This is a genomic window from Thermococcus coalescens (assembly GCF_055392585.1).
In genome coordinates, this window is the sequence record NZ_AP043764.1 from 169,627 (window position 1) to 189,518 (window position 19,892).

The window sequence follows — 19,892 nt, forward strand, 5'->3', positions numbered from 1 at the left end:
TGTGTAAACGGTGGTCGTATGGCAGTTATAAGCGTCCGTATTCCCGACGAGCTCAAGGCCAAGATGAAGGAGCTAGATGTGAACTGGAGCGAGGAGATAAGACGTTTTATAGAGCGGAGGATTCGGGAGGAGGAGAAGGAGAAAACGCTCCGGAGAATGCGTGAACTCCTCGTTGGAGGTACCCCTGCGGAGAAGGGGACTGCAACGAAGTACGTGAGGGATGACCGTGATAGTAATTGATGCCTCCTCCCTGGCCAGATACGTTCTTTTAGAGCCCGGATGGGAGGGGGTTGAGAACTTCCTTCAAAACGAGCTGATTTCCCTGGAATACGCTCTGGCAGAGGTCTCAAACGCGTTGTGGAAGCATCACGCCCTGTACAATCGAATAAGCCGGGAGGAGTTTGAGAAACGCTGTCCGGTCATCGACATGCTCTCCAGCGTCGTACTCTTTGAGAATCCCGTGAGATATCTAAAAACGGCGAGGGAAATCTCCGTGGATAAGGGAGTAACAGTCTACGATGCCCTCTACATAGCCCAGGCCCTCAAGTACGGTTCTCTGGCTACGAGCGACGAGAAACAGGGAAAAATAGCAAAGAGGCTCGGCGTTGAGGTCATCTACCTCTAAAGCGCCGAGACGTTGAAGAGCACCTCCATGAGCCGGCCGAAGAGGTAGCTGAGGAAAGCTGCACCCAGGCCCGTGGCAACCATTTCCGCGACCTTCTTCCTGATGGAGATTCCCGAGAGGAGGGAGATCAGTGTCGCCACTATCGCGAGGGCCGAACCGGCCAGCAGTATCGAAAAGGGAAGCGCCATCAGCGAGCTGGAAGCGAGGAAGTATGGCGTGACTGGGAACGCGACCCCCGCCAGGTAAGAAAGTCCCGTGTAAAGCGCCGCCCTTATCTCGTTCTCCTCCGCCTCCGGCAGGAGGAGCCCCATTATGGCCTCGCTGTTGTCGGCTAGCTCCTTCGCGACGTCCCTGGCGACTTCCTCTGGCATTCCTCCCTCAACAAGCTTCTCGATCAGCTCCTCTGCGGCCCTTTCCGGCGAGACCCTGAAGAGAACCTCCATCCTGTCCCGGATGGACTCCTTGATCTGCCTCTGGGAGCGAACGGAGACGAAGGTTCCTATCGCCATGGAAAGCGCCCCGGCAACGCCAACGATTAGACCGCTGATTCCAACGAGCTGGGGGCTGTTGGGATAAACCGCCGAGAGGCCCGTGACGGCACCGAGGATCTCGACCAACCCATCGTTCATTCCAAGGACCAGATCCCTCGTGTTCTCTACGTGGAAGCGCTCCTTGCTCTCGTAGAAGAACTTCTCGTGCTCAAGCTCGTCGAGTATGACCTCCTTTATCTCCACCATTTCCTCCGCAGAGAAGCGGTCGGCGTAGGTGGTTAGGTACCTGAAGTACTTCTGTATCGCACTGTTTTCGCCCATCTCAAGGAGCGAAGCGACCGAACCCGGCCCGAGTATCCTCCTGAGTAGCTTGACGCTGAATATCGTGAGCCTCTTGATTGATGGCCTTGGCACCTCCCCCCCGTGCCGCTTTATGAAGTCGTGCCAGAACTTGGCGTGCTTTGATTCTATATTTGAAAGCCTCAGAAATTCCTTCTTTATCTCCTCATCCTTCTCTATCCTGGCCAGCTGAGCATAGAGAACCGAGTCGGCGTACTCGTCTTTATAAAAGTCCCTGGCGAGCCTTATCATCTCGTCCATTCACTCACCCCCTAAAAATCACACGGGGATAAGTTAAATACATATCGAAAAGTTCGAAGCTAAAACTCATTGAAGGGACTTCAGAACCTCAAGAACCTCCTCAAACGGAGCATCGGTTTTAACGGCCATCGGGGAGAAGTGCGTTCTCGTGGCACGGTAGCCCCTTTCACGGAGCGCCTCGATAATCCCCGCGAGCTTCCCGACCTGAAGGCTGTTCCTCCTAGCAAGGGCGTGAGTGTCGTAGTGGAAGGGGATGTCCAGCTCTCCCGCGAGGGTCTCCAGGAATGGGAGCGTCTTTCTGTGGGAGATGGGATGAGCACCGGCCAGGTTCAACATCTCGTCAACGAATTCTTGGGTCTTGAGGGGGCCGAGCCACAGCGGGCCGTAGGCCGAAGGCTTTTCCGGGAGAAATGCCGTTTCATACTCGAAACGGCCGTTGGCGTTCTGCCGGAGGTAGCCGAGGTTTGAGAGGCTCTCATCAGCCTTCCTCGCACCGCTTTTTAGTCTGAGAAAGGCGCGGAAGTAGTGGTCGCGGTAGTAGGCGAGGAGAACCTCGACGCCGAGGTCGTACTTGGCCGCGTACCTGACGACGGTCCCTATAAGGATCCTCAGCCCGGCCTCGTGGCAGAGCTCGCCCCTTATCGGCTCGGCGAGGTACTTCCTGCGGCAGGCGTGCCTGTAGGCGCCGCAGAGAACTCCCGTGTCGGTGGCGGTGACCGCCAAAACGCCCCTCCTCTTCACGCTCCGCAGGGCAGTGTCGAGGAACTCCACCGGCGAACCGAAGGGGTCGAGGTCAAGGAAGTCGAAGTACCTGAACCTCTCGGCCATGAGTCTGTTGGCGTCGTCGAGGTTGGCCACGACCCTCTTCTCACCCTCGAAGGCCACGCGCTTCTCGCCGAGAGGTTTACCCTCAAGACCGAGGTTCAGCCGGACGTTCTTCAGGATCAGGTTGAAGGCGTCGGGGTTTATGTCGTTGAGCCAGACCTCCTCGGCAGGGGTTTCGAGGGCGTAGCGGATGCCCCTGATCCCTGTGGCAGAGAGGGCGTCAAGAACAGTCCCCGGTTTGAGCACTCCGAGGGCTAAGACGCTTATGTCCCGGTTTAAGGCCATTATGGGGTTGTAGAAGACGGGGGCGTCGTATATCCTCTCCGCCTTTGGGACAAGGATTTTTGCAAGGCCCTCGCGCACTTCAACAAACTCCATTCTCCCACCGGAGAAAGAAAAGGTTGGGAGGTTTAAAGGGTTGCGCTCAGAGAATCTCGACGTAGTCACCAAGCGCCTGACCGGGCAGGCCGGGCTTGAAGTAGGCCTTCACCTCGCCCCTGTTGCCGTGCGTCCTGAGGATTTTGCCGTACATCTTCCTGCCTGTCGGGGTCGTCCAGACGACCTTCCTGCCTATGAGCCTTGAGGCCGCGTTCCTGTCGTCGATGCCGAGCGGCTTCAGGATCATGTGGTGGTTGTCCTGGTGTTCGTGAGTTCCGGCGTAGGCAAGGACGAGAGCCTTTCCCCTGGCCATCGTCCTCACCTCCACCGAATGGGGGTTCGCTGGCTGGTATTTTTAAGTTTTATCCCTTTCCACGAATTCTGATAGGCCATCGTCTATTTCCAGCACTTCCCGGATGCTTCGTATCTTCAGAAAGTTCTGCCTCTCAAAGAGCAGAGCCACGTCGCTCTTGTATGGGGAAGCCTTCTGGACAAGGAGTGTGTTTTCATCAAGAATGTACGTGAACCTGCCCGGACTATCGTCCACCCATACGAACGGCTCCTCGGGATAGAGCTCGCGCAGGTTCTCGAATTTCTTGAGCATGTCTTTGGTTCCCTTGAACGTTATTACCTCATCAAACTCGTCGTACCAGCCTGTCTTTTTCATGAAGATGACCTTCCCCCCGGGATACGTATGCTCTCCAGAAAAGCTTATCACACGTCGTCCCCGTCTTCTGAGCTCCCTGACGACCCTTCTCGCGTGGGGAAAGTCCTTGATGTATTTCGGCATGAGCTTATAGTACTCGTGTATCGTTCCCTGGGCGACCAGCTCGTGTATCACGCCCAGATACCGGTAGGTCAGCTTGCCCTTGATGAAGAGGAAAAGGGCCTTGTAGTACTCCTCATAGAGATCACTCTCTATGACAGCGGGAACGGTCTTTTCAATGGCTATCCTCAGGGACTTTTCAACGGCCCCCGTGCTGTCGACGAGCGTCCCGTCGAAATCGAAGAGATACGTCACCATGCCATAATGTATCACCGAGGGGGTTATAACTTTTTCAGCACCCCATCCACGAGCTCTGCCCTGTTGCCCGAAAGGGTTTTATTGGAGGCGGGATTACAGAGAGCGGGTGGTTGCCAGATGAGGATTAAAAGGCTCCAGGAATTCATCGCGGAAAAGGAACTTGATGCGGCTCTGATAACCGGAAGGGAAAACCTCTTCTACTTCACTGGAAGCTCTCCCGTTCTCGGAGGTTACCTCGTTGTTACCGCTGATGATGCCCTGTTCATAGTCCCTGAACTCGAATACGAGGAGGCTAGGGAGACATCGAAGGTTCCCGTGGACAAATTCAAGACGGGTAGTGAACTCTACGAAAGGCTCAAGGGGTTCAAGCCCACAAGGCTTGGCATCGAAGGGAAGACCAGCTTCTCCACCGTTCAGACTCTCAGGGAAAAGGCGGGGGTGGAGGACTTCTTCGTGGTTGACGACGTCATCAAAGAACTCAGGATCATCAAGACGCCCGAAGAGATTGACGTGATAAAGGCCGCCTGCGAGATAGCGGACATGGCCATGATGGCGGCGCTTGAGGAGATAAGTGAGGGCAAGCGTGAGAGGGAGATAGCGGCCCAGATGGAGTACGTCATGAAGATGAACGGCGCCGAGAAGCCGGCTTTCGATACGATAATAGCGAGCGGATGGCGCTCTGCCTTGCCCCATGGGGTTGCCAGCGATAAGAGGATAGAGAAGGGCGATCTAGTCGTCATCGACGAGGGGGCGCTTTACAGGCACTACCACTCCGACACGACCAGGACTATAGTCGTGGGCAGCCCCAACGAGAAGCAGAAGGACATCTACTACGCTGTCCTTGAGGCCCAGAGAAAGGGGGTTGAGGCAGCCAGACCTGGCATGACGGCGAAGGAGCTGGACACCATCGTCAGGGACGTCATTAAGGAATACGGCTACGGCGACCACTTCATACACTCCACCGGGCACGGCGTCGGCCTGCAGATACACGAGTGGCCCCGCGTGAGCCAGCAGGACGATACGGAGCTCAGGCCGGGGATGGTGATAACCATCGAGCCAGGCATCTACATCCCCAAATTCGGGGGGGTGAGAATAGAGGACACCGTCCTCATCACAGAGAACGGTGCACTGAGGCTCACAAAGACCGAGAGGGAGCTCATTTAATCCCCTCTAACAACATTTTAAAGGTCATCGGCTAACTTTTCTCGGGGGTGGGAGAGTGCAGATAATTCACCAGGACGTCAAGGAGGGCAAGATAAAGGTCAAGGCAGAGACCCTCGATGACCTCTGGCACCTCTACCACATCATAGACCCGGGGGATACCGTCTATGCGAAGACCCTTAGAAAGCAGAGCCAGAGGAGCGACTCCCTGAGGGCAGAGAAGGTCGAGGTCATCCCCGTTTTCCTCGGAGTCAGGGCGGAGAAGATAAACTTCCACAAGTTCGCCAACCAGGTGCGCGTTACCGGGCCGATAGTCTACGCCAGCAGGGACGACGTCCCCCTCGGCAAGTACCACACCATAGCGATAGAGGAGGGCACGGTGGTAACCATCCAGAAGCCCCGCTGGAAGGAGCACCACATTGAAAGGCTGAAGGAAGCCGTCGAGGCCTCCAAGAGGGCGCGCGTGATGATAGTCGTCATAGACGACGGCGAGGCGGACATGGCGATAATCAGGGAGTACGGCGTCGAGATACTGAAGGGCATACGCTACAACCTCGGCGGGAAGAGGTACAGCACCAACCGCGAGAGCGAGGAGAAGAAATTCTTCCACGACGTCGCCAGGAGCATGGAGGAGATAATCAGCCGTGAGGGCATAGAGAGGGCAATAGTGGCCGGCCCCGGCTTCGTCAAGGAGGACTTCTACAAGTTCCTGCGCGAGAACTATCCAGAGCTGGCCAGGAAGGTGGTCATCGAGGACACGAGCGTAACTGGAAGGACGGGCATCTACGAGGTCATCAAGCGCGGAACGGTTGACAAGGTCTACCACGAGAACAGGGTTGCCAAAGAGGTTCAGCTCGTCGAAAAGGTGCTTGAAAACGTGGCCAGGAACAACGGCCTGGCTGCCTACGGTCTCAGGGAGGTGGAAGAAGCGGTCAACTACGGGGCCGTTGAGACGCTCCTGGTTCTCGACGAACTCCTGAAGGGAGAGCACAGGGAGAAAATCGAGGAGCTCATGGACGCGGTTCGCTACTCCCGCGGCGAGGTGGTCGTGGTAAGCTCGGAGCACGAGGGCGGGGACAAGCTGAAAGCCCTGGGCGGCCTGGCGGCGCTGCTGAGGTTCAGGGTGAAGTGAGCTCTTTACCGTACAGCCCCGCGTAGGGGTCGCTCTTAAACGCCGGAAACTCCCTTTCTTCCCCGTTTTCAATTAAAATCCGCTTTTTGTCCGCCGTGAACTCACCGATCTCGAAGGCAGGGATTCCATTTTTCTGTAATTCTGTAATTAGTGAATTAGATTTTTCTGGCGGCACTATGGCTATCAGCGTGCCTGTCGAGGAAACGCTCCAGGGCTCAATGCCGTAGAAGTCGAGGACTTTCCTCACCACCGGATCAAGACGGAGCTTCCCGGCGTTGACTCTGAACCCGACCCCGGAGTTATCTGCTATCTCGTGGAGGGCTGTTAGACCCCCCTCGGTGGCGTCGTGCATGCCCCTTGCGAAGGGTCTGGCCGCGAGAGCCTCCGGGACGACGGTTTCAAACCTGAACGACCTCCTGAGCCTGGATATTTCCCTGAAGCTCAGGAGCTTCCCCAGTTCTTTCTCGCGGAAATATGCCGCCGAGACCGCAAACTCAAGGCCGACTTTCCCCGTAACCACTATCCTATCTCCTGGCTCTGCCAGAGGTATCCTCAGGTCCTCTTTTCTCACAATCCCAAAGGCGGCCGTTGTCGCCGTCGGTTCGGAGACCGACGGATACACTCCGGTGTGGCCTCCAATTATCGAGCTCCCGTACTTCCTGCATTCGGTGTTCAGGTCGCGCATCGTCTTTTCGAGAAAGCCCTTCTCGCTTCCGGGGGGAAGGAGTATATCAACAGCGAGCCACCTCGGCCTGGCCCCGAAAACGGCAACATCGCTCGCCGCGAAGTGGTACGCAAAGAACCCGAAGGTCTCACCGGGAACGCCCAGAACGGGGTCTGTGGCGACTATCAGGTAGTGCTCGTGGTCGTATTCAAGGACAGCGGCGTCAAAGCCCTCCCTGGGCCCGTAGACTACCCTTACATCCTCCACTCCGAGATTGGAAAACACAACGTCCCTCAGGACGTCGTTCCTCAGCTTTCCAGGGGGGAGCTTCATCCTTTATCCCCCACTAACCTCGAAATGATCTCCCTTGCCTCACCAAGAGTCTCCTCATCGCAGTCCCAGCACATTATTTCAAAGCTCGGAACGCGGACGCTCATGCGAACCCTCCTCCGGCGGGCGAGTTTGCTTATCTCGTAGTTTGCCCTGTAGGCAAGGTCCATGAGCTCCGGGGTGACCGTTCTTTCCTTGTCGATGTACTGGAGCGGGCAGCCCTCGCGCCACTGCCTCCTCCTCGCGTGTTCGTACATGCGGTACGGCCGTATCCCGGCCTCCTCAGCGATGGCCTCGACCTCTTCGGCGGTGTACTTTATGAGGGGCCTGAAGAAGGGCACGCCGATCTTCGGGAGTCCGCACAGCCGTATGTCACCCTCGCACTGGTCGAGCAAAGCACCTATTATCTTGTCGTTGGCGTTATCGCCCTTGGCAAGGACCTCAAAGCCGTTGTTGAGGGCGAACCACCTGGCGTTCCAGAGCATGACCTTCTTGCAGTTTATGCAGATCGGCCCCTTTCTTCCGGCCGCCTCGCGAAGAAGCCCGTCGGTAACATCGACGAGGTAGTGCTCGACTCCGAGTTTTTTGGTAAAACCCATCGCCCAGTTGAGGGTTTCCCTCCAGCTCCAGCGGTGGAAGAAGGTCAGTGCCGATACGTTAAGTCCCACCTCCTTCAGGAGGTACAGGGCTAAACTGCTGTCCTTTCCTCCCGAAAAGAGGACGAGGATTCGTCTCTCATAGAGACCCCTCTCCTCTGAGAACTCTCTGATGTCCTCGATGACCCTCTCGATCATGGGGAAAAGTAACCGGGGAGGCTTAAAAATCTAAGCCTCAGACGTTGACCTTGCCGACCCACTGCTCGGCGAGATCACCGAAGAACGGAAACTTATAGCGCTCGCCCTGGTAGGCCTTGAGCATTCCCACTATCCACAGGACGAATCCCAGAAGCCCGAGGAGCCATGAGATCAAACCGCCGATGAAGGGAATGAACCTGAAGACCATCTGGAGCACCCAAATGCTGATGAAGGTTATGGTCGACTGCATCGCGTGGAAACGGACGAAATCGCTCTCCTTCTCAAGCAGCAGGAAGATTATTCCCGTCAGGGCGCCGATGAGATAGGCGAGCAGTCCCTCGATGTTCTCGTCCATCCCCAGGGAAGTCTTCTTGGGCTCTTCGGGTGGAATCTCTTCCATGTAAACACACCTCCGAAACTCAATTAATTGTATTTTGTCCAACTCCTTAAATACCTTTCCAAAGTTTAAGATGTCCCTCCGGGGAGCAAAACGGAAAGTTCTCTGAACCGGAAACTTTCTGATTTCGAACCCCTGAGTTTTGTTAGGCTCACCAAAGCTTTTTAAGGTTGTCGAGGGATTGGAATATCGAATTAGGAGAGCCTAACGGTGATGCTCATGGTTGTACCTTTAAGCGGCATGAGTCCCGGTGAGAAGGGAATCGTTGTGGATATCCTCGGCGGACACAGCGCCCGGCAGAGGCTGGTCTCCATGGGCCTAACCCCCGGGGCAACGATTCAGGTGCTCGAATCCCATCCCACGGGACCAATAATAATCTCCGTCGGTGGCGTGAGGTTTGCCATAGGTAAGGGACTTGCGAGCAAAGTCCTGGTGAGGAAGCTCTGAGGTGTTCCCCATGATGAAAGTCGTCGCACTCGCAGGAAACCCCAACGTGGGAAAAACCACGATCTTCAATTCGCTGACCGGGATGCGGCAGCACGTGGGCAACTGGCCCGGAGTGACCGTTGAGAAAAAGGAGGGCATACTGGAATACAGGGGAGAGAAGTTCCTGGTGGTTGACCTGCCCGGGATATACTCGCTCACCGCTCACTCAGTTGATGAGCTGGTCGCCAGAGATTTTCTCCTCAAGGGGAGCGCCGACGTGGTTGTTAACGTCGTTGACGCCACCGCACTAATGAGGAACCTCTTTCTAACGATGGAGATACTTGAGATGGGGCTGAAGAACGTCATCATAGCCCTGAACAAGACCGACCTCGCCGAGAAGAGGGGAATTGAGATAAACGTGAAGAAGATGGAGGAGCTCCTCGGGGTTCCGGTAGTTCCCCTGAACGCAAAGGAAGGGGTGGGTCTGGAGGGGCTCAAGGAGAGCATCCACAGAATGGCCGCAGGGGAGCTTCGGACAAATCCGGTTGTGCCGAGATACGACCCGGAGGTCGAGAGGGAAATTGAACACATAACCACGGTTCTCAGGGATACAAAACTGGCCGACCATTACAACCTCCGCTGGCTGGCGGTGAAGCTCCTCCAGAGGGACGACGGCGTGATAAAGCTCGTTCTCCGCCATCTCGGAAGGGAAAAGCTCGACGAGATTATGGGGCACATCGCGGAGGTCGAGGAGCGCTATAAGAGAGCGATGGACCTCATAATAGCCAGCCAGAAGTACGAGTTCATAGACGGCCTCATGCACAGGTTCGTCAGGTACTCCCACGAAGGGGGCGAGACCTTCAGCGATCAGCTGGACAGGTTCCTGACCCATCCGATCTACGGTCTCTTCGCACTGTTTGGAGTGTTCTACGTTATTTTCAAATTCGTCTTTGCCATTGGGCTGCCCCTCCAGGGGATGCTGGACGACGGCTTCGTGGCCTTTGGCCGGTGGCTGGCTCCCCACATTGCCAACGAAGCACTGCGCGGCCTGATAGTCGATGGAATAATAGCGGGTGTTGGGTCAGTCCTCAGCTTTTTCCCTCTCGTCTTCCTGCTGTTCCTCTCCATGTCGGTCCTGGAGGACGTCGGGTACATGGCGAGAGCGGCAGTGGTCATGGAGCGCATCATGAGGAAGTTCGGCCTTCCCGGGAAGAGCTTCATTCCCCTGGTGCTCGCCTTCGGCTGCAACGTTCCCGCGGTCATGTCAACGAGGACCCTCGACGACGAGAGGGACAGGATAGTGACCATGCTGGTCAACCCCCTCATACCATGCTCCGCGAGACTGAGCGTCATAAGCTTCCTTGCCGGGGCATTCTTTGCGAGCAATCAAGCGCTCGTGGCGGTGAGCATATATGCGGTTGCCATACTTCTGGCGCTGCTGGTAGCGTGGCTCCTGAGCAGGTTCGTGGTGAAAGGTGAGGAGAGTCCATTCATAATTGAACTGCCGGAGTACCTGATACCATCGTGGAAGACAGTAGCGCTCCACTCGTGGGAGAGGAGCAAGGAATTCATCAAGAAAGCCGGAACGATTATCCTGCTCGGCTCGATTGCCATCTGGTATCTCAGTGCCTACCCGGTTGAAATAGGAACGGGAGGAAGCTACGCGGAGAGGCTGGGAACCCTCTTTGAACCGTACATGAGGCTCATGGGGCTGGACTGGAAGGCCGCGGTTAGCTTGCTCTTTGGAATCATAGCCAAGGAGAACGTCATCTCAACCTACGGCATAATCTACGGCAGCGTCGGCGAGATAGTAAACGCCATGACTCCCCTTCAGGCGTTCGTGCTGGCGCTCGTCACTACGCTCTATATACCGTGCATAGCAACGATAGGGGCCATAAGAGCCGAGAGCAACTGGAAATGGGCGGCCTTTACCGTTGTCTACATGATAGCCCTGGCGAGCATCGTGGGGATTTTAGTCTGGAACGTCGGAACGGCTTTGGGGTACTGAGGTGGGGAGATGCTCGAGAGGATACTCGAACTCATAAAAGCCGGAAAGAGCATCGACGAGATATCCCGGGAGCTCTCAGTACCTCTGGAGGAGGTGGAGGGGGCCCTGAAAATCCTGGAGAGCCTGGGCTACATCGAGCGGGTAGAGTCCGGGAGTTCGGCCTGCGAGAGCTGTCCCCTCAGCAGCGTCTGCCCCGGGTCGTGTTTCAGGTTCAAGGGAAAGGTGTACACCGTGGCGGACTTTAGGATTAATGGACAGAAATGAACTCCCCGTCCTTCCAGTCCATCGCTGGGCATATTTAATGGCCGTAAAATATATAAGTTTCCCCCCGGAATGTTAAATGGTGATACCATGAAAGCTGTTATTCTTGCTGGCGGTTTTGGGACCAGGTTAAGGCCGCTCTCATCGACCAGACCAAAGCCCATGATCCCAGTTCTTGGAAAACCCAACCTCCAGTACCTCCTTGAGAGCCTGGAGAAGATACCGGAAATCGATGAGGTGATCCTCTCGGTTCACTACATGCGCGGCGAGATAAGGGAGTTCATAGACGAGAGGATGGCCGACTATCCCAAGGACATCAAGTTCGTCAACGACCCCATGCCCCTTGAGACCGGCGGCGCCCTCAAAAACGTTGAGGAGTATGTGAGCGATGACTTCCTGGTTATCTACGGAGACGTATTCACGAACTTCAACTTCGAGGAGCTGATAGAGGCCCACAAGAAAAACGACGGCATGATAACCGTCGCCGTGACCAAGGTGTATGACCCCGAAAAGTACGGAGTCGTCGAGGTGGACGAGGAGGACAGGGTAACCCACTTCGAAGAAAAGCCCAAGAGGCCCAAGACAAACCTCGTTGATGCGGGAATATACGTCGTCAACAGGAAAGTGCTGGAGGCCATACCCCGCGGGAAGGAGGTCTATTTCGAGAGGGAGGTACTGCCCAAGTTCGTGAGCCAGGGTGCCGTTTATGCCCACAAGATACCCCGTGAATTCTACTGGATTGACCTTGGAACCCCCGACGACCTCTTCTATGCCCACCAGCTTGCCATGGACGAGATAACCAAACAGAACGGCTACTACACGATAGCCGAGGGGGCCGAAGTTCCTGAGGACGTGGAGATCCAGGGCCCGGCATACATAGACGAGGGGGCCAAGATCGGGCGCGGTGTCAAGATAAAGGCCTACACCTACATCGGCCCGAACACTGTGGTGGAGGAGAAGGCATACCTCAAGCGTGCCATACTCATTGGCAGCGACATCGTCAAGGAGCGCGCCGAGATAAAGGACAGCATCCTCGGAGAGGGTGTCGTCGTTGGAAAGAACGTCATCCTCAAGGAGAACGCCGTCGTCGGCGACTACGCGAGGATATACGACAACCTGGTCATCTACGGGGCAAAGATACTCCCCTGGAAGAAGGTCGAGGAGTACGAGGCGTATCTCAAGATAAAGCTCGACCCGACGAAGGTCAGACCCGGCGTCACTCCCGAACGCTGTCCGCTTGGCCTGCCCGAATGCATCTACACCAAGTTCAAGGCCATAGCCGGAGAAAAGCCGCCCTGCGACGAGTGTATAGAGAACCAGTGGCTCTTCTGAGTCCCTTTTCCTATTTCCTCGACCCTTGACAACTGCGCTTTTATCCCCGACCTGCTTGGTTGTGGGAAGTTAACGATAACCTCCGGCCATACAGGAGGAGAAAGCACATCCTGATACGGAAAATGGGATTAATCAGTACCTTATCCTTGGGTTATACTCCAGGAGCATGAGCCCGTTTTTGAATATCCTTATCGTGCCGCTCTCCGAGAGGGTTATGGCTATCGCCCTGGTGAGCCGTGTTATGCCCGCAGCCGCTATGTGTCTGCTCCCAAGGCCCGGCGGGAGCATGAGGTCTATCACCTTCGGTTCGACCTCAAGGTACCTCCCCGCGGCGGCTATTCTGCCGTCATCTCTAACTATAAAGGCCCCGTCGAGCTGGGCGAACTCCTTTATTATCTCCTTGCTGTTCCTGTCAAGGACGTTTACCCTGTGGCCTTTGAAGGGGTTTGGTATGAGCTGATGGGAGTGCCTGAGAACCCGCCTCGTGTCTCCTATGACGAAGATTGTTCCAACGGGAACACCTTCCCTGCCCTCGATGCTCAGTTCTATCGTTATCTCAAGAAGTCTCTGGAGGACGTTCTGGTTCTGAGCAAAGAAGCCCCTCATGGCAGATATGCTCTTTTTGACGGTCTTAATCCCTATCAGCTCGGGGGTAACGTAAACGAAGGAGTCACCTTCCCTGAGTACGTCATGCTCAAGGAGAAACGCGGAAATCAGGTTGAGAACGTTGTTTATGTCGAGGTTCTGGGGAATCGAGACCCTCTTCACTTTCTCGCTCTCCACGTCAAAGGATGAGCTAACGATTACAACGGTGACGTCCACATCTGGGACGCTCTCGGGTTCAATATCTTCCAGAATAACGAGGGCCTTGCCATTGAGTGCCCTCACAACATCCACGGCGCTGTTTATCAGAACATCGGGAACCTCCTTTCCCATATCCACCAACCATTGATAAAATAACTCCGGCGGGTATAAAAACCTACCGTCCTTAGAAAACGTTAAAACATAACCCGCCGTAGGCTTTTTGGTGTGAGGGATGAGGATAGTCGTCGCAATCACCGGTGCGAGCGGTTCCATCTACGGCCTTCGCCTGGTGCAGGTTCTCGGGGAGCTTGGTCACGAGGTCATCACGATAGCCTCCAGAACGGGCCTCGCCGTTATGAGGCACGAGACAGGGGTGGATTTTCGGCCGGACTACATGGAGGAAGACCTCTTCGCCCCTGTGGCCTCGGGCTCAAATCCCTTCGATGCCATGGTCATAGCGCCCTGCTCAATGAAGACCCTCTCCGCAATAGCGAACGGATACGCCGACAACCTGATAGCGAGAACGGCCGACGTGGCACTTAAAGAGCGCAGAAAACTAATCCTGCTCGTCAGAGAGACGCCGTTGAACTTGATACATCTCCAAAACATGGTAAGGGTTACACAAGCTGGAGGGATAATTATGCCAGCTTCCCCAGGATTTTACACAAAGCCCAAAACTTTGGACGATATGGTAAACTTTATAATTGGAAAAATCTTAGACCTTCTTGGTATTGAGAACGAGATATACCCTCGATGGAGGAGTTAACATGGTCCAGCTCGATGACCTTGATAGAGCTATCCTCCGCATCCTGAAAGAGGATGCAAGGTTAACCATTTCGGAAATCGCCGATAGGCTAAACCGGCCCGAGTCTACAATTCATTTCAGGATTAAAAAGCTCCAGGAGCGAAACATAATCGATAAATACACCATCGTTCTGGGGGAGAGCCTTCAGCCGAAGAGCCTCGCCATAGTTTACATCCAGGCAGAGACCCCGATAATCGAGGACTTCCTTGAGAGGTACATCCGCCACATAATGAAGACGCTCTCACTGCTCCCCAACGTCCTGGCCGTTGCCAGGAGCGGAAAGGACGGAGTAGTGGCGCTCATCGGTGAGGATACCCCAGAAAAGCTCAACCGCTTCGTTGACGAGACAATCAGGGTTCTTCCAACGCTCAAGAGGGTCGACGTCTTTGTGCTGGATGAGTTCAGCAAGGGCGACGGTCTCGTGGGCTTCCTCGTGGGTGTTTGAATGGAGATTGAGGTCAAGTTCCGCGTCGACTTCGAAAGGGCCAAAAGGGCGATAGAATCCATCGGAGCCAGGTTCGTGAGGGAAGAGATACAGGAGGATGTTTACCTCTCCGTCCCCCTTCCCGAACTTCTCAGGGTGAGGCGGATAAGCAACCTCAACCGCTCTTTTCTCACATACAAGCGCATAGCAGACCCCGGGAGGAACGAGGAGTTCGACGAGATAGAGGTGGAGGTCTCCGATTTTGAGAAAACCCTCAAGATCCTGAAGCGCCTGGGCTTTAGGGAGGACGTGTGGGTCAGGAAGCGACGCCTGGTGTATCGTCTGGAGGAGGTCACCTTCGAGCTGAGCGAAGTCGAGAACTTGGGGGGCTTTCTCGACATAGAGATTATCGCAGACGATGTTGCAGAGGCAAGGCGGAAGATATGGGACACCGCCAGAAAACTCGGACTAACCGAGGAGGACGTTGAGCCCCGACTCTATCAGGAGCTAATTAGGGAACTTGAGAAAAAGGGATAGAACCTCAACGCGCCGTCGCGACTATCTTGATTATGTCGTTGAACTCCAGCTCGTAGTCTTCTCCAACGCGCCTGTGGGTTCTCGCGTTGACCGCGTAGAGGAATGTCCTTCCAAGGTCTGTGTGCACCTTGTAGGCCAGGTCGCGGGGCGTTGAACCCTTTGGAAGCAGATGAACGTGGGGCAGAACGTTGCCGAACTGATCCGTGAGCTTGTGCTCGTCCTCAACGGGGTAAACGGGAACCAGGTTGAGCAGCTCAAAGGTCGCCCTGTTTATAACCTCCTGCACCCCGGTGGAGCCGAAGCGGTCGAGAACCTTCTCCTTTATCAGCTGGAGGGCCTTTTCCTGCTTGGGACTCATGGGCTTTAGGATCTTGAAGTCACTCGAACCGGGGATGTAGTCTATGAACCCTGCCTTCGCGGCCTTCCTCAGCGTCAGCTCGGCGGCGGCACTCGTCGGGACGACTATGTACCCCCTGCTCCTCCCCTTCCGTATCAGACGCTCTATCTGGGCATCAGCAGCAGCGTCAGCCTTGTTGGCGGCTATGATTATGGGCTTGTTCACCCTCCTAAGCTCGCGGACGAAGGCGAAGAGATCCTCATCGCTCCACTTTGTCGGGTCGCTGTCGAGGCCGAGCTTATGTATCGCTTCAAAGGCGTCCTCCTCAGTGACCCCTATTCCCGTCAGCTGGTCGGCTATGGCCTGGGCGAGCTTGAGGTGCTGGAGCTTGATGCGCTTTGCGAACTTCTCCCAGTTCTTCCTCAGGATGCCGTATATCCAGTAGTCTATCTCCCTTTCAAGGAACTCAATGTCCTCAACCGGGTCGTGGTGGTCGGTGGGCTGTCCCTCTGCGCCAGTCTTTCCGGTGGCGTCAACGACGTGTATCAGGGCGGAGGCCATCCTCAGGTCATCGAGGAACTTGTTGCCGAGACCCCTCCCCTCGTGGGCGCCCGGGACGAGGCCGGCAACGTCTATCATCTTTATCGGTATCAGCGCCTTTCCGTCCTTGTACTCGTAGTTCTGGGGGTTCGGCGTGCAGCCCAGCTCCTTACACGGATGTTCAGCTATCGCGTAGGTAACACCGACGTTAGCGTTTATCGTCGTGAACGGGTAATTTGCGATCTGGACATCGACAAGCGTCGCCGCCGAAAAAAAGGTTGACTTCCCAACGTTTGGCTTTCCAACGACACCTATCTCCATACTCACCACCGGGTTAAATTCGCGGGAGGGTTTTAAGGGGTTGCGGTTTCCGAAAACTATAATTCACCAACCGCCCTATTTCTCCTGGGTGAAGCTCATGCGGGTTTTCTCCAACATCTGCGGCCATTCTCGCCAGGGAGGAGATGGTAAAAATGACCGGTGAGTCCGGCTCCCCCAGAATAACCGTCATCGCCTATTCAAAGGACAGGTTCGTCAGCATGAAGGTATCCAGCGTAAAGGAAGCCCTTAACGTTGAAGGCTACGATGTCATCTGGGTGAACGTTGACACGCTGTCTCTCGTCCCCGAGGTGATGGACGCCCTGGGGATCCACGAGCGCCCGATGAAGACCCTCAGGCGGGCAAGCTCCCGCGCCCGGGTATTCGTGTTTCCGGACTACCTGTTCCTTCTTCTCCATCAGGTGTACGAGATAGAGGGCGGGTTGAAGAGGGAGAGGATAGGGCTTCTGCTGAAGGACAATCTGGTGGTGACGGTTCAGGAGAGGCCGGGCGATGTTTTCGACCAGATCAGGGAAAGCATCCGTGAGGGTGAGGGCCTTCTGCGGGATCGGGGGGCAGATTACCTGCTGTTCGCTCTCCTTGAGGCGATAGTGGAAAACTACGTGCCGATAATCGAGCGCATAAGCTCCAGAATGGAAGAGCTTGAGGCACAGATGCTCTCAAGGGGCGACGAAAGCGTTCTCCGGAGGATACACGGCCTCAGAAGGGAGATACTCTTCATGCGGCGCACAATCTTTCCCCTGCTTGAGGCCTTCAGGAGGCTCCAGCTTGAGGGAAAGGAGTTCTTTGAGTGGGAAACCCGGAGCTGCATTGAAGAGCTCCACGACCACGTTCTTGAGGTTCTGGAGATACTCGAAGGCCAGCGCGAGCTCGCCAACAGCCTAGTCGAGCTTTACTACTCGACCATCTCGATGAAGACCAACGACATAATCCGGATTTTAACAGTGGTCTCGACGATATTCATCCCGCTGACCTTCATAACCGGTCTCTACGGAATGAACTTCAGGTACATGCCCGAACTTTACTGGAGATACGGCTATCCCCTGGTTCTCCTGCTGATGCTTGTCATAGCCCTCGGGATGCTCATCTACTTCAGGAGAAAGGGGTGGATTTAGAAATCCTCAAGGCCGAGGGCGAGCCTTACCGCCTTCTCGGCTATCACATCGAGGGGGTCAACCAGGGGCACGGTTAGATCCCCGGGCCTCAGTGCAACGCTGACCTCGGTGCAGCCGGCTATTATCCCGTCAACCCGCAGCTGAAGCCTCTTCGCCACCCCAAGGAGAAGCCCCCTCCCGAGCTCCAGATTTCCGGCCTTCACACCATCGTATATCGCCTTCATGACGAGTTCCTGGTCTTCTTCATCGGGGACTGCGATTCCTATCCCCCTCTTCAGGAGGGAACGGTGGTACACCATGCCCTTTATCGTGCCGTCGGTCGCGAGGAGGCCGACTTTTTTGAGGCCCATCCCGGCTATCCTCTCGGCGGTTGCGTCCACCATGCTGACAAGGGGAATTCCCACCGCCCTCTGGATGTCCTCCGCGAAGAAATGGGCTGTGTTGCAGGGCATTATTATAAAATCTGCCCCCCAGCTTTCGAGCTTTCTGGCACCCTCGACAAGGGCCGGCCTCGGGTCTTCACCCTTCCCGAGGATGAAGGCCGTTCTGTCGGGAATCTTCGGGTTGTTGTAGAGGATTATCCTCGGATGCTCCTGATCCCTCTTTGCGGGCGTTTTCTCAACTATCCTCCTGAAGAGCTCCGCCGTTGCCAGCGGGCCCATGCCCCCGAGGATGCCTATGACCCTCTCCATCCTCACTCCTCCAGCCAAACGGAGTCGTCGCCGTAATAGTTCAGCTTCACCACAAAGAGCCTGAAGGGCTCGTTTTTCTCGTTGACGACCCAGTGCACTGTTTTCGGCTTTACGAGGAATATATCGCCGGGCTTCGCTAGGTACTCAGTCTCGCCTATCCCGAGCCTCGCCTCGCCGCTCATTATGTAGAACAGCTCGTACTGGTGAAGGTGGTAGTGCTTTTTGACTGTCTGTCCCGGTTTGACCTCAACTATCTGGGCGTACGAGCCTTCGGGCAGTTCCCCCTCGAAGAGCGGGAGCTTTCGATAAGTTCCCCTGTCTATGAGGTTCTTGATTTCGGCCTTCATCCCGCATCCCCCGGATAGATAGCCCCCAGAGTTGAAAAGCTTTATCCTTTCGACCTCCATCGAAACACTCAAAAGACTTTTATATCCAGATGCAGAGACACGAGTGAACAAATAGAAACGGTGGTGACCATGGAAGCACTGGAGAAAGCCCTTCGATGGGCGGAGGAGAACCTGAAAGCGGACTACATAGAGCTCCGCTACGAGAACCTGAAAAAAACAACACTCGCCCTCAAAGACGGCGTTTTTACCAGCTTTACAGGGAAGCTGAACAGGGGCGTTGCGATAAGGGTTCTGGCCGATGGAGCATGGGGGTTCGCCTCGACGAGCGACCTCTCAAACCTTGAGGGGAAGATCGAGGAAGCCTACAAACTGGCCAAAGCTGCCGCCGAGACCAAGAAGGAGAAAATAGAGCTGGCCGAGATAAAGCCGGTCGAGGACTTCGTGAAGAGCAGGATGAGGGTCAAGCCGAGGGACGTTGACATAGAGGAGAAGGTCAAACACCTCCGGGAGCTTGAGAAGCTTTTGAAGGAAGATGGGGCCGTTAAGAGCGTCCAGATCCGCTACGAGGACGGAAGCGGCGAAAAGATACTCCTCACCAACGAGGGGACGAGGATAGAGTGGGACTACAACTACCTCTACCAGGGAACCTACGTCACCGGAAAGGCCGACGGAAAGCTCGCGATGGCGAGGGACAGCATTGGGGCGGTCGACTACGGCTGGGAGCTCATGACGGACCACGAGCCGAACGAGAAGGTCACCGAGAGACTGCTGAGAAAAATGCACAGCCAGCTCAGGGGCGTCGCCCCGAAGCGCGGAGAGTTCCCGATTGTCGCCGGCCCGATAGTCGTAGGCATCATCGCCCACGAGGCGCTCGGCCACCTCGCCGAGGCTGACCTGACGATAAACTCGCCATTCAAGGACCTCATCGGCAAGCAGATCGCCCCGGAGTACGTCACCATGAGCGAGCGCCACGTTGAGGGTGGCTTTGGGAACGACCGCTACGACGACGAGGGCGTTCCTGTGAGGGACATACGCATCATCGAGAACGGCATCCTCAAGGAGATAATGCTCAACCGCGAGTACGCCCACAAGTGGGGCATGGCTCCAAACGGCCACGCGAGGGCGGAGAGCTACCGCTACCCGCCGATAATCAGGATGAGGAACACTGTCTTCGAACCCGGCGACCACTCCTTCGAGGAGCTCATCGAGGACATCAAGTTCGGCTACTACGTCGTTGACTTCAGGGGAGGCCAGGCCCAGCTCAACAGCGCCTTCCAGGTCGGCGTTCAGGAGGGCTACGTGATCAGAAACGGCGAGATAGCGGAGCCGATAAGGGACACCTCCATTACCGGAGTCGCCATCGAGGCGCTCAAGAAGATAAGCGCGGTCGGCAAGGACTTCGGCCTTGAGGTCGGCTTCTGCGGCAAGGGACAGACGGCCTTCGTCAGCTCGGGCGGCCCGCACATGCGCTTTGACGGAGGAATCCTCATCGGGTGAGGTGGTG

The 19,892-nt window shown here is 55.8% G+C and carries 24 protein-coding genes; 13 read left to right on the forward strand and 11 right to left on the reverse strand.

The genetic code is table 11. From position 1 onward, the window contains the following. Positions 1-18 precede the first annotated feature (18 nt). Both vapB and ACZ5M3_RS00975 read left to right on the forward strand, forming a co-directional pair. Complete coding sequence (vapB, locus tag ACZ5M3_RS00970; protein ID WP_464839866.1) at positions 19-240, forward strand: type II toxin-antitoxin system VapB family antitoxin; 222 nt, start codon at positions 19-21, stop codon at positions 238-240. Further along, the gene (locus ACZ5M3_RS00975) at positions 221-625 is read left to right on the forward strand and encodes a type II toxin-antitoxin system VapC family toxin (RefSeq protein WP_464839867.1); all 405 of its coding nucleotides are present in this window, start codon (positions 221-223) and stop codon (positions 623-625) included. The genes vapB and ACZ5M3_RS00975 overlap by 20 nt, the downstream gene beginning before the upstream one ends. On the opposite strand, the gene ACZ5M3_RS00980 is transcribed toward ACZ5M3_RS00975, so the two are convergent. The 4 genes from ACZ5M3_RS00980 to ACZ5M3_RS00995 all read right to left on the reverse strand — a co-directional run bounded on the left by ACZ5M3_RS00980 (position 622) and on the right by ACZ5M3_RS00995 (position 3,943). After that, the gene (locus ACZ5M3_RS00980) at positions 622-1,716 is read right to left on the reverse strand and encodes a VIT1/CCC1 transporter family protein (protein ID WP_464839868.1); all 1,095 of its coding nucleotides are present in this window, start codon (positions 1,714-1,716) and stop codon (positions 622-624) included. The two genes, ACZ5M3_RS00975 and ACZ5M3_RS00980, sit on opposite strands and share 4 nt — an antisense overlap. Before the next feature lie 66 nt (positions 1,717-1,782). Beyond that, positions 1,783-2,919: a tRNA (guanine(10)-N(2))-dimethyltransferase gene (locus ACZ5M3_RS00985; protein WP_464839869.1), complete on the reverse strand. Its 1,137-nt coding sequence runs from the start codon at positions 2,917-2,919 to the stop codon at positions 1,783-1,785. Positions 2,920-2,965: 46 nt separating this feature from the next. Next, positions 2,966-3,232, reverse strand: coding sequence for a 50S ribosomal protein L35ae (locus ACZ5M3_RS00990; RefSeq protein WP_297090775.1), 267 nt, complete (start codon positions 3,230-3,232; stop codon positions 2,966-2,968). Positions 3,233-3,274: 42 nt separating this feature from the next. Then, positions 3,275-3,943, reverse strand: a complete 669-nt coding sequence (locus ACZ5M3_RS00995) for an HAD family hydrolase (protein WP_464839870.1) — start codon at positions 3,941-3,943, stop codon at positions 3,275-3,277. Between the two features lie 117 nt (positions 3,944-4,060). On the opposite strand from ACZ5M3_RS00995, the gene pepQ reads away from it, so the two are divergent. Further along, positions 4,061-5,107 (forward strand): Xaa-Pro dipeptidase PepQ, encoded by a 1,047-nt coding sequence (pepQ, locus tag ACZ5M3_RS01000; protein ID WP_464839871.1) that lies wholly within the window; start codon positions 4,061-4,063, stop codon positions 5,105-5,107. Positions 5,108-5,162: 55 nt separating this feature from the next. Continuing rightward, positions 5,163-6,236, forward strand: coding sequence for an mRNA surveillance protein pelota (locus tag ACZ5M3_RS01005; RefSeq protein WP_464839872.1), 1,074 nt, complete (start codon positions 5,163-5,165; stop codon positions 6,234-6,236). On the opposite strand, the gene ACZ5M3_RS01010 is transcribed toward ACZ5M3_RS01005, so the two are convergent. The 3 genes from ACZ5M3_RS01010 to ACZ5M3_RS01020 are packed head-to-tail and all read right to left on the reverse strand — an operon-like array spanning position 6,223 to position 8,424. Continuing rightward, on the reverse strand, positions 6,223-7,233 hold the full coding sequence (locus ACZ5M3_RS01010; RefSeq protein ID WP_464839873.1) for an AIR synthase family protein: 1,011 nt from the start codon (positions 7,231-7,233) through the stop codon (positions 6,223-6,225). The genes ACZ5M3_RS01005 and ACZ5M3_RS01010 overlap by 14 nt on opposite strands. Beyond that, entirely contained in the window at positions 7,230-8,024 is a 795-nt protein-coding gene (locus ACZ5M3_RS01015; protein WP_464839874.1) for a 7-cyano-7-deazaguanine synthase, read from the reverse strand. Before ACZ5M3_RS01015 ends, ACZ5M3_RS01010 begins: the two co-directional genes overlap by 4 nt. A gap of 37 nt (positions 8,025-8,061) precedes the next feature. Beyond that, positions 8,062-8,424 (reverse strand): DUF4870 domain-containing protein, encoded by a 363-nt coding sequence (locus ACZ5M3_RS01020; RefSeq protein WP_464839875.1) that lies wholly within the window; start codon positions 8,422-8,424, stop codon positions 8,062-8,064. 216 nt (positions 8,425-8,640) lie between these two features. Here ACZ5M3_RS01020 and ACZ5M3_RS01025 point away from each other — a divergent pair, with 216 nt between their 5' ends. The 4 genes from ACZ5M3_RS01025 to ACZ5M3_RS01040 all read left to right on the forward strand — a co-directional run bounded on the left by ACZ5M3_RS01025 (position 8,641) and on the right by ACZ5M3_RS01040 (position 12,448). Next, complete coding sequence (locus ACZ5M3_RS01025; RefSeq protein WP_464841001.1) at positions 8,641-8,868, forward strand: FeoA family protein; 228 nt, start codon at positions 8,641-8,643, stop codon at positions 8,866-8,868. A gap of 10 nt (positions 8,869-8,878) precedes the next feature. Then, positions 8,879-10,855: a ferrous iron transport protein B gene (feoB, locus tag ACZ5M3_RS01030; RefSeq protein WP_464839876.1), complete on the forward strand. Its 1,977-nt coding sequence runs from the start codon at positions 8,879-8,881 to the stop codon at positions 10,853-10,855. A gap of 9 nt (positions 10,856-10,864) precedes the next feature. Continuing rightward, entirely contained in the window at positions 10,865-11,119 is a 255-nt protein-coding gene (locus ACZ5M3_RS01035; RefSeq protein ID WP_464839877.1) for a DNA-binding protein, read from the forward strand. 87 nt (positions 11,120-11,206) lie between these two features. After that, entirely contained in the window at positions 11,207-12,448 is a 1,242-nt protein-coding gene (locus ACZ5M3_RS01040) for a sugar phosphate nucleotidyltransferase (protein ID WP_464839878.1), read from the forward strand. Between the two features lie 132 nt (positions 12,449-12,580). On the opposite strand, the gene ACZ5M3_RS01045 is transcribed toward ACZ5M3_RS01040, so the two are convergent. After that, positions 12,581-13,384, reverse strand: coding sequence for a DNA integrity scanning protein DisA nucleotide-binding domain protein (locus tag ACZ5M3_RS01045; protein ID WP_464841002.1), 804 nt, complete (start codon positions 13,382-13,384; stop codon positions 12,581-12,583). Positions 13,385-13,484: 100 nt separating this feature from the next. Here ACZ5M3_RS01045 and ACZ5M3_RS01050 point away from each other — a divergent pair, with 100 nt between their 5' ends. From ACZ5M3_RS01050 to cyaB, 3 genes are read left to right on the forward strand one after another with little or no spacing between them, the layout of a single operon-like run. Beyond that, positions 13,485-14,018 carry a UbiX family flavin prenyltransferase gene (locus ACZ5M3_RS01050; protein ID WP_464839879.1) on the forward strand — a complete coding sequence of 178 codons (534 nt, stop codon included), beginning with the start codon at positions 13,485-13,487 and terminating at the stop codon, positions 14,016-14,018. A 1-nt stretch (position 14,019) separates the two neighbouring features. Further along, entirely contained in the window at positions 14,020-14,502 is a 483-nt protein-coding gene (locus ACZ5M3_RS01055; RefSeq protein WP_297090747.1) for an Lrp/AsnC family transcriptional regulator, read from the forward strand. Then, positions 14,503-15,018, forward strand: coding sequence for a class IV adenylate cyclase (gene cyaB / locus ACZ5M3_RS01060; protein ID WP_464839880.1), 516 nt, complete (start codon positions 14,503-14,505; stop codon positions 15,016-15,018). Between the two features lie 4 nt (positions 15,019-15,022). Here the strand turns inward: cyaB and ACZ5M3_RS01065 are convergent, their stop codons facing one another. After that, the gene (locus ACZ5M3_RS01065; RefSeq protein WP_464841003.1) at positions 15,023-16,216 is read right to left on the reverse strand and encodes a redox-regulated ATPase YchF; all 1,194 of its coding nucleotides are present in this window, start codon (positions 16,214-16,216) and stop codon (positions 15,023-15,025) included. A 143-nt stretch (positions 16,217-16,359) separates the two neighbouring features. On the opposite strand from ACZ5M3_RS01065, the gene corA reads away from it, so the two are divergent. Then, positions 16,360-17,349, forward strand: a complete 990-nt coding sequence (gene corA, locus ACZ5M3_RS01070; RefSeq protein WP_464839881.1) for a magnesium/cobalt transporter CorA — start codon at positions 16,360-16,362, stop codon at positions 17,347-17,349. Here the strand turns inward: corA and cuyB are convergent. After that, complete coding sequence (gene cuyB / locus ACZ5M3_RS01075) at positions 17,346-18,041, reverse strand: cysteate racemase (protein ID WP_464839882.1); 696 nt, start codon at positions 18,039-18,041, stop codon at positions 17,346-17,348. The genes corA and cuyB overlap by 4 nt on opposite strands. Before the next feature lie 2 nt (positions 18,042-18,043). Continuing rightward, positions 18,044-18,388 carry a cupin domain-containing protein gene (locus ACZ5M3_RS01080; RefSeq protein ID WP_464841004.1) on the reverse strand — a complete coding sequence of 115 codons (345 nt, stop codon included), beginning with the start codon at positions 18,386-18,388 and terminating at the stop codon, positions 18,044-18,046. 129 nt (positions 18,389-18,517) lie between these two features. Here ACZ5M3_RS01080 and ACZ5M3_RS01085 point away from each other — a divergent pair, with 129 nt between their 5' ends. Further along, a complete protein-coding gene (locus tag ACZ5M3_RS01085) occupies positions 18,518-19,885 on the forward strand; it encodes a metallopeptidase TldD-related protein (protein ID WP_464839883.1) in 1,368 nt (455 codons plus the stop codon). Positions 19,886-19,892 lie beyond the last annotated feature (7 nt).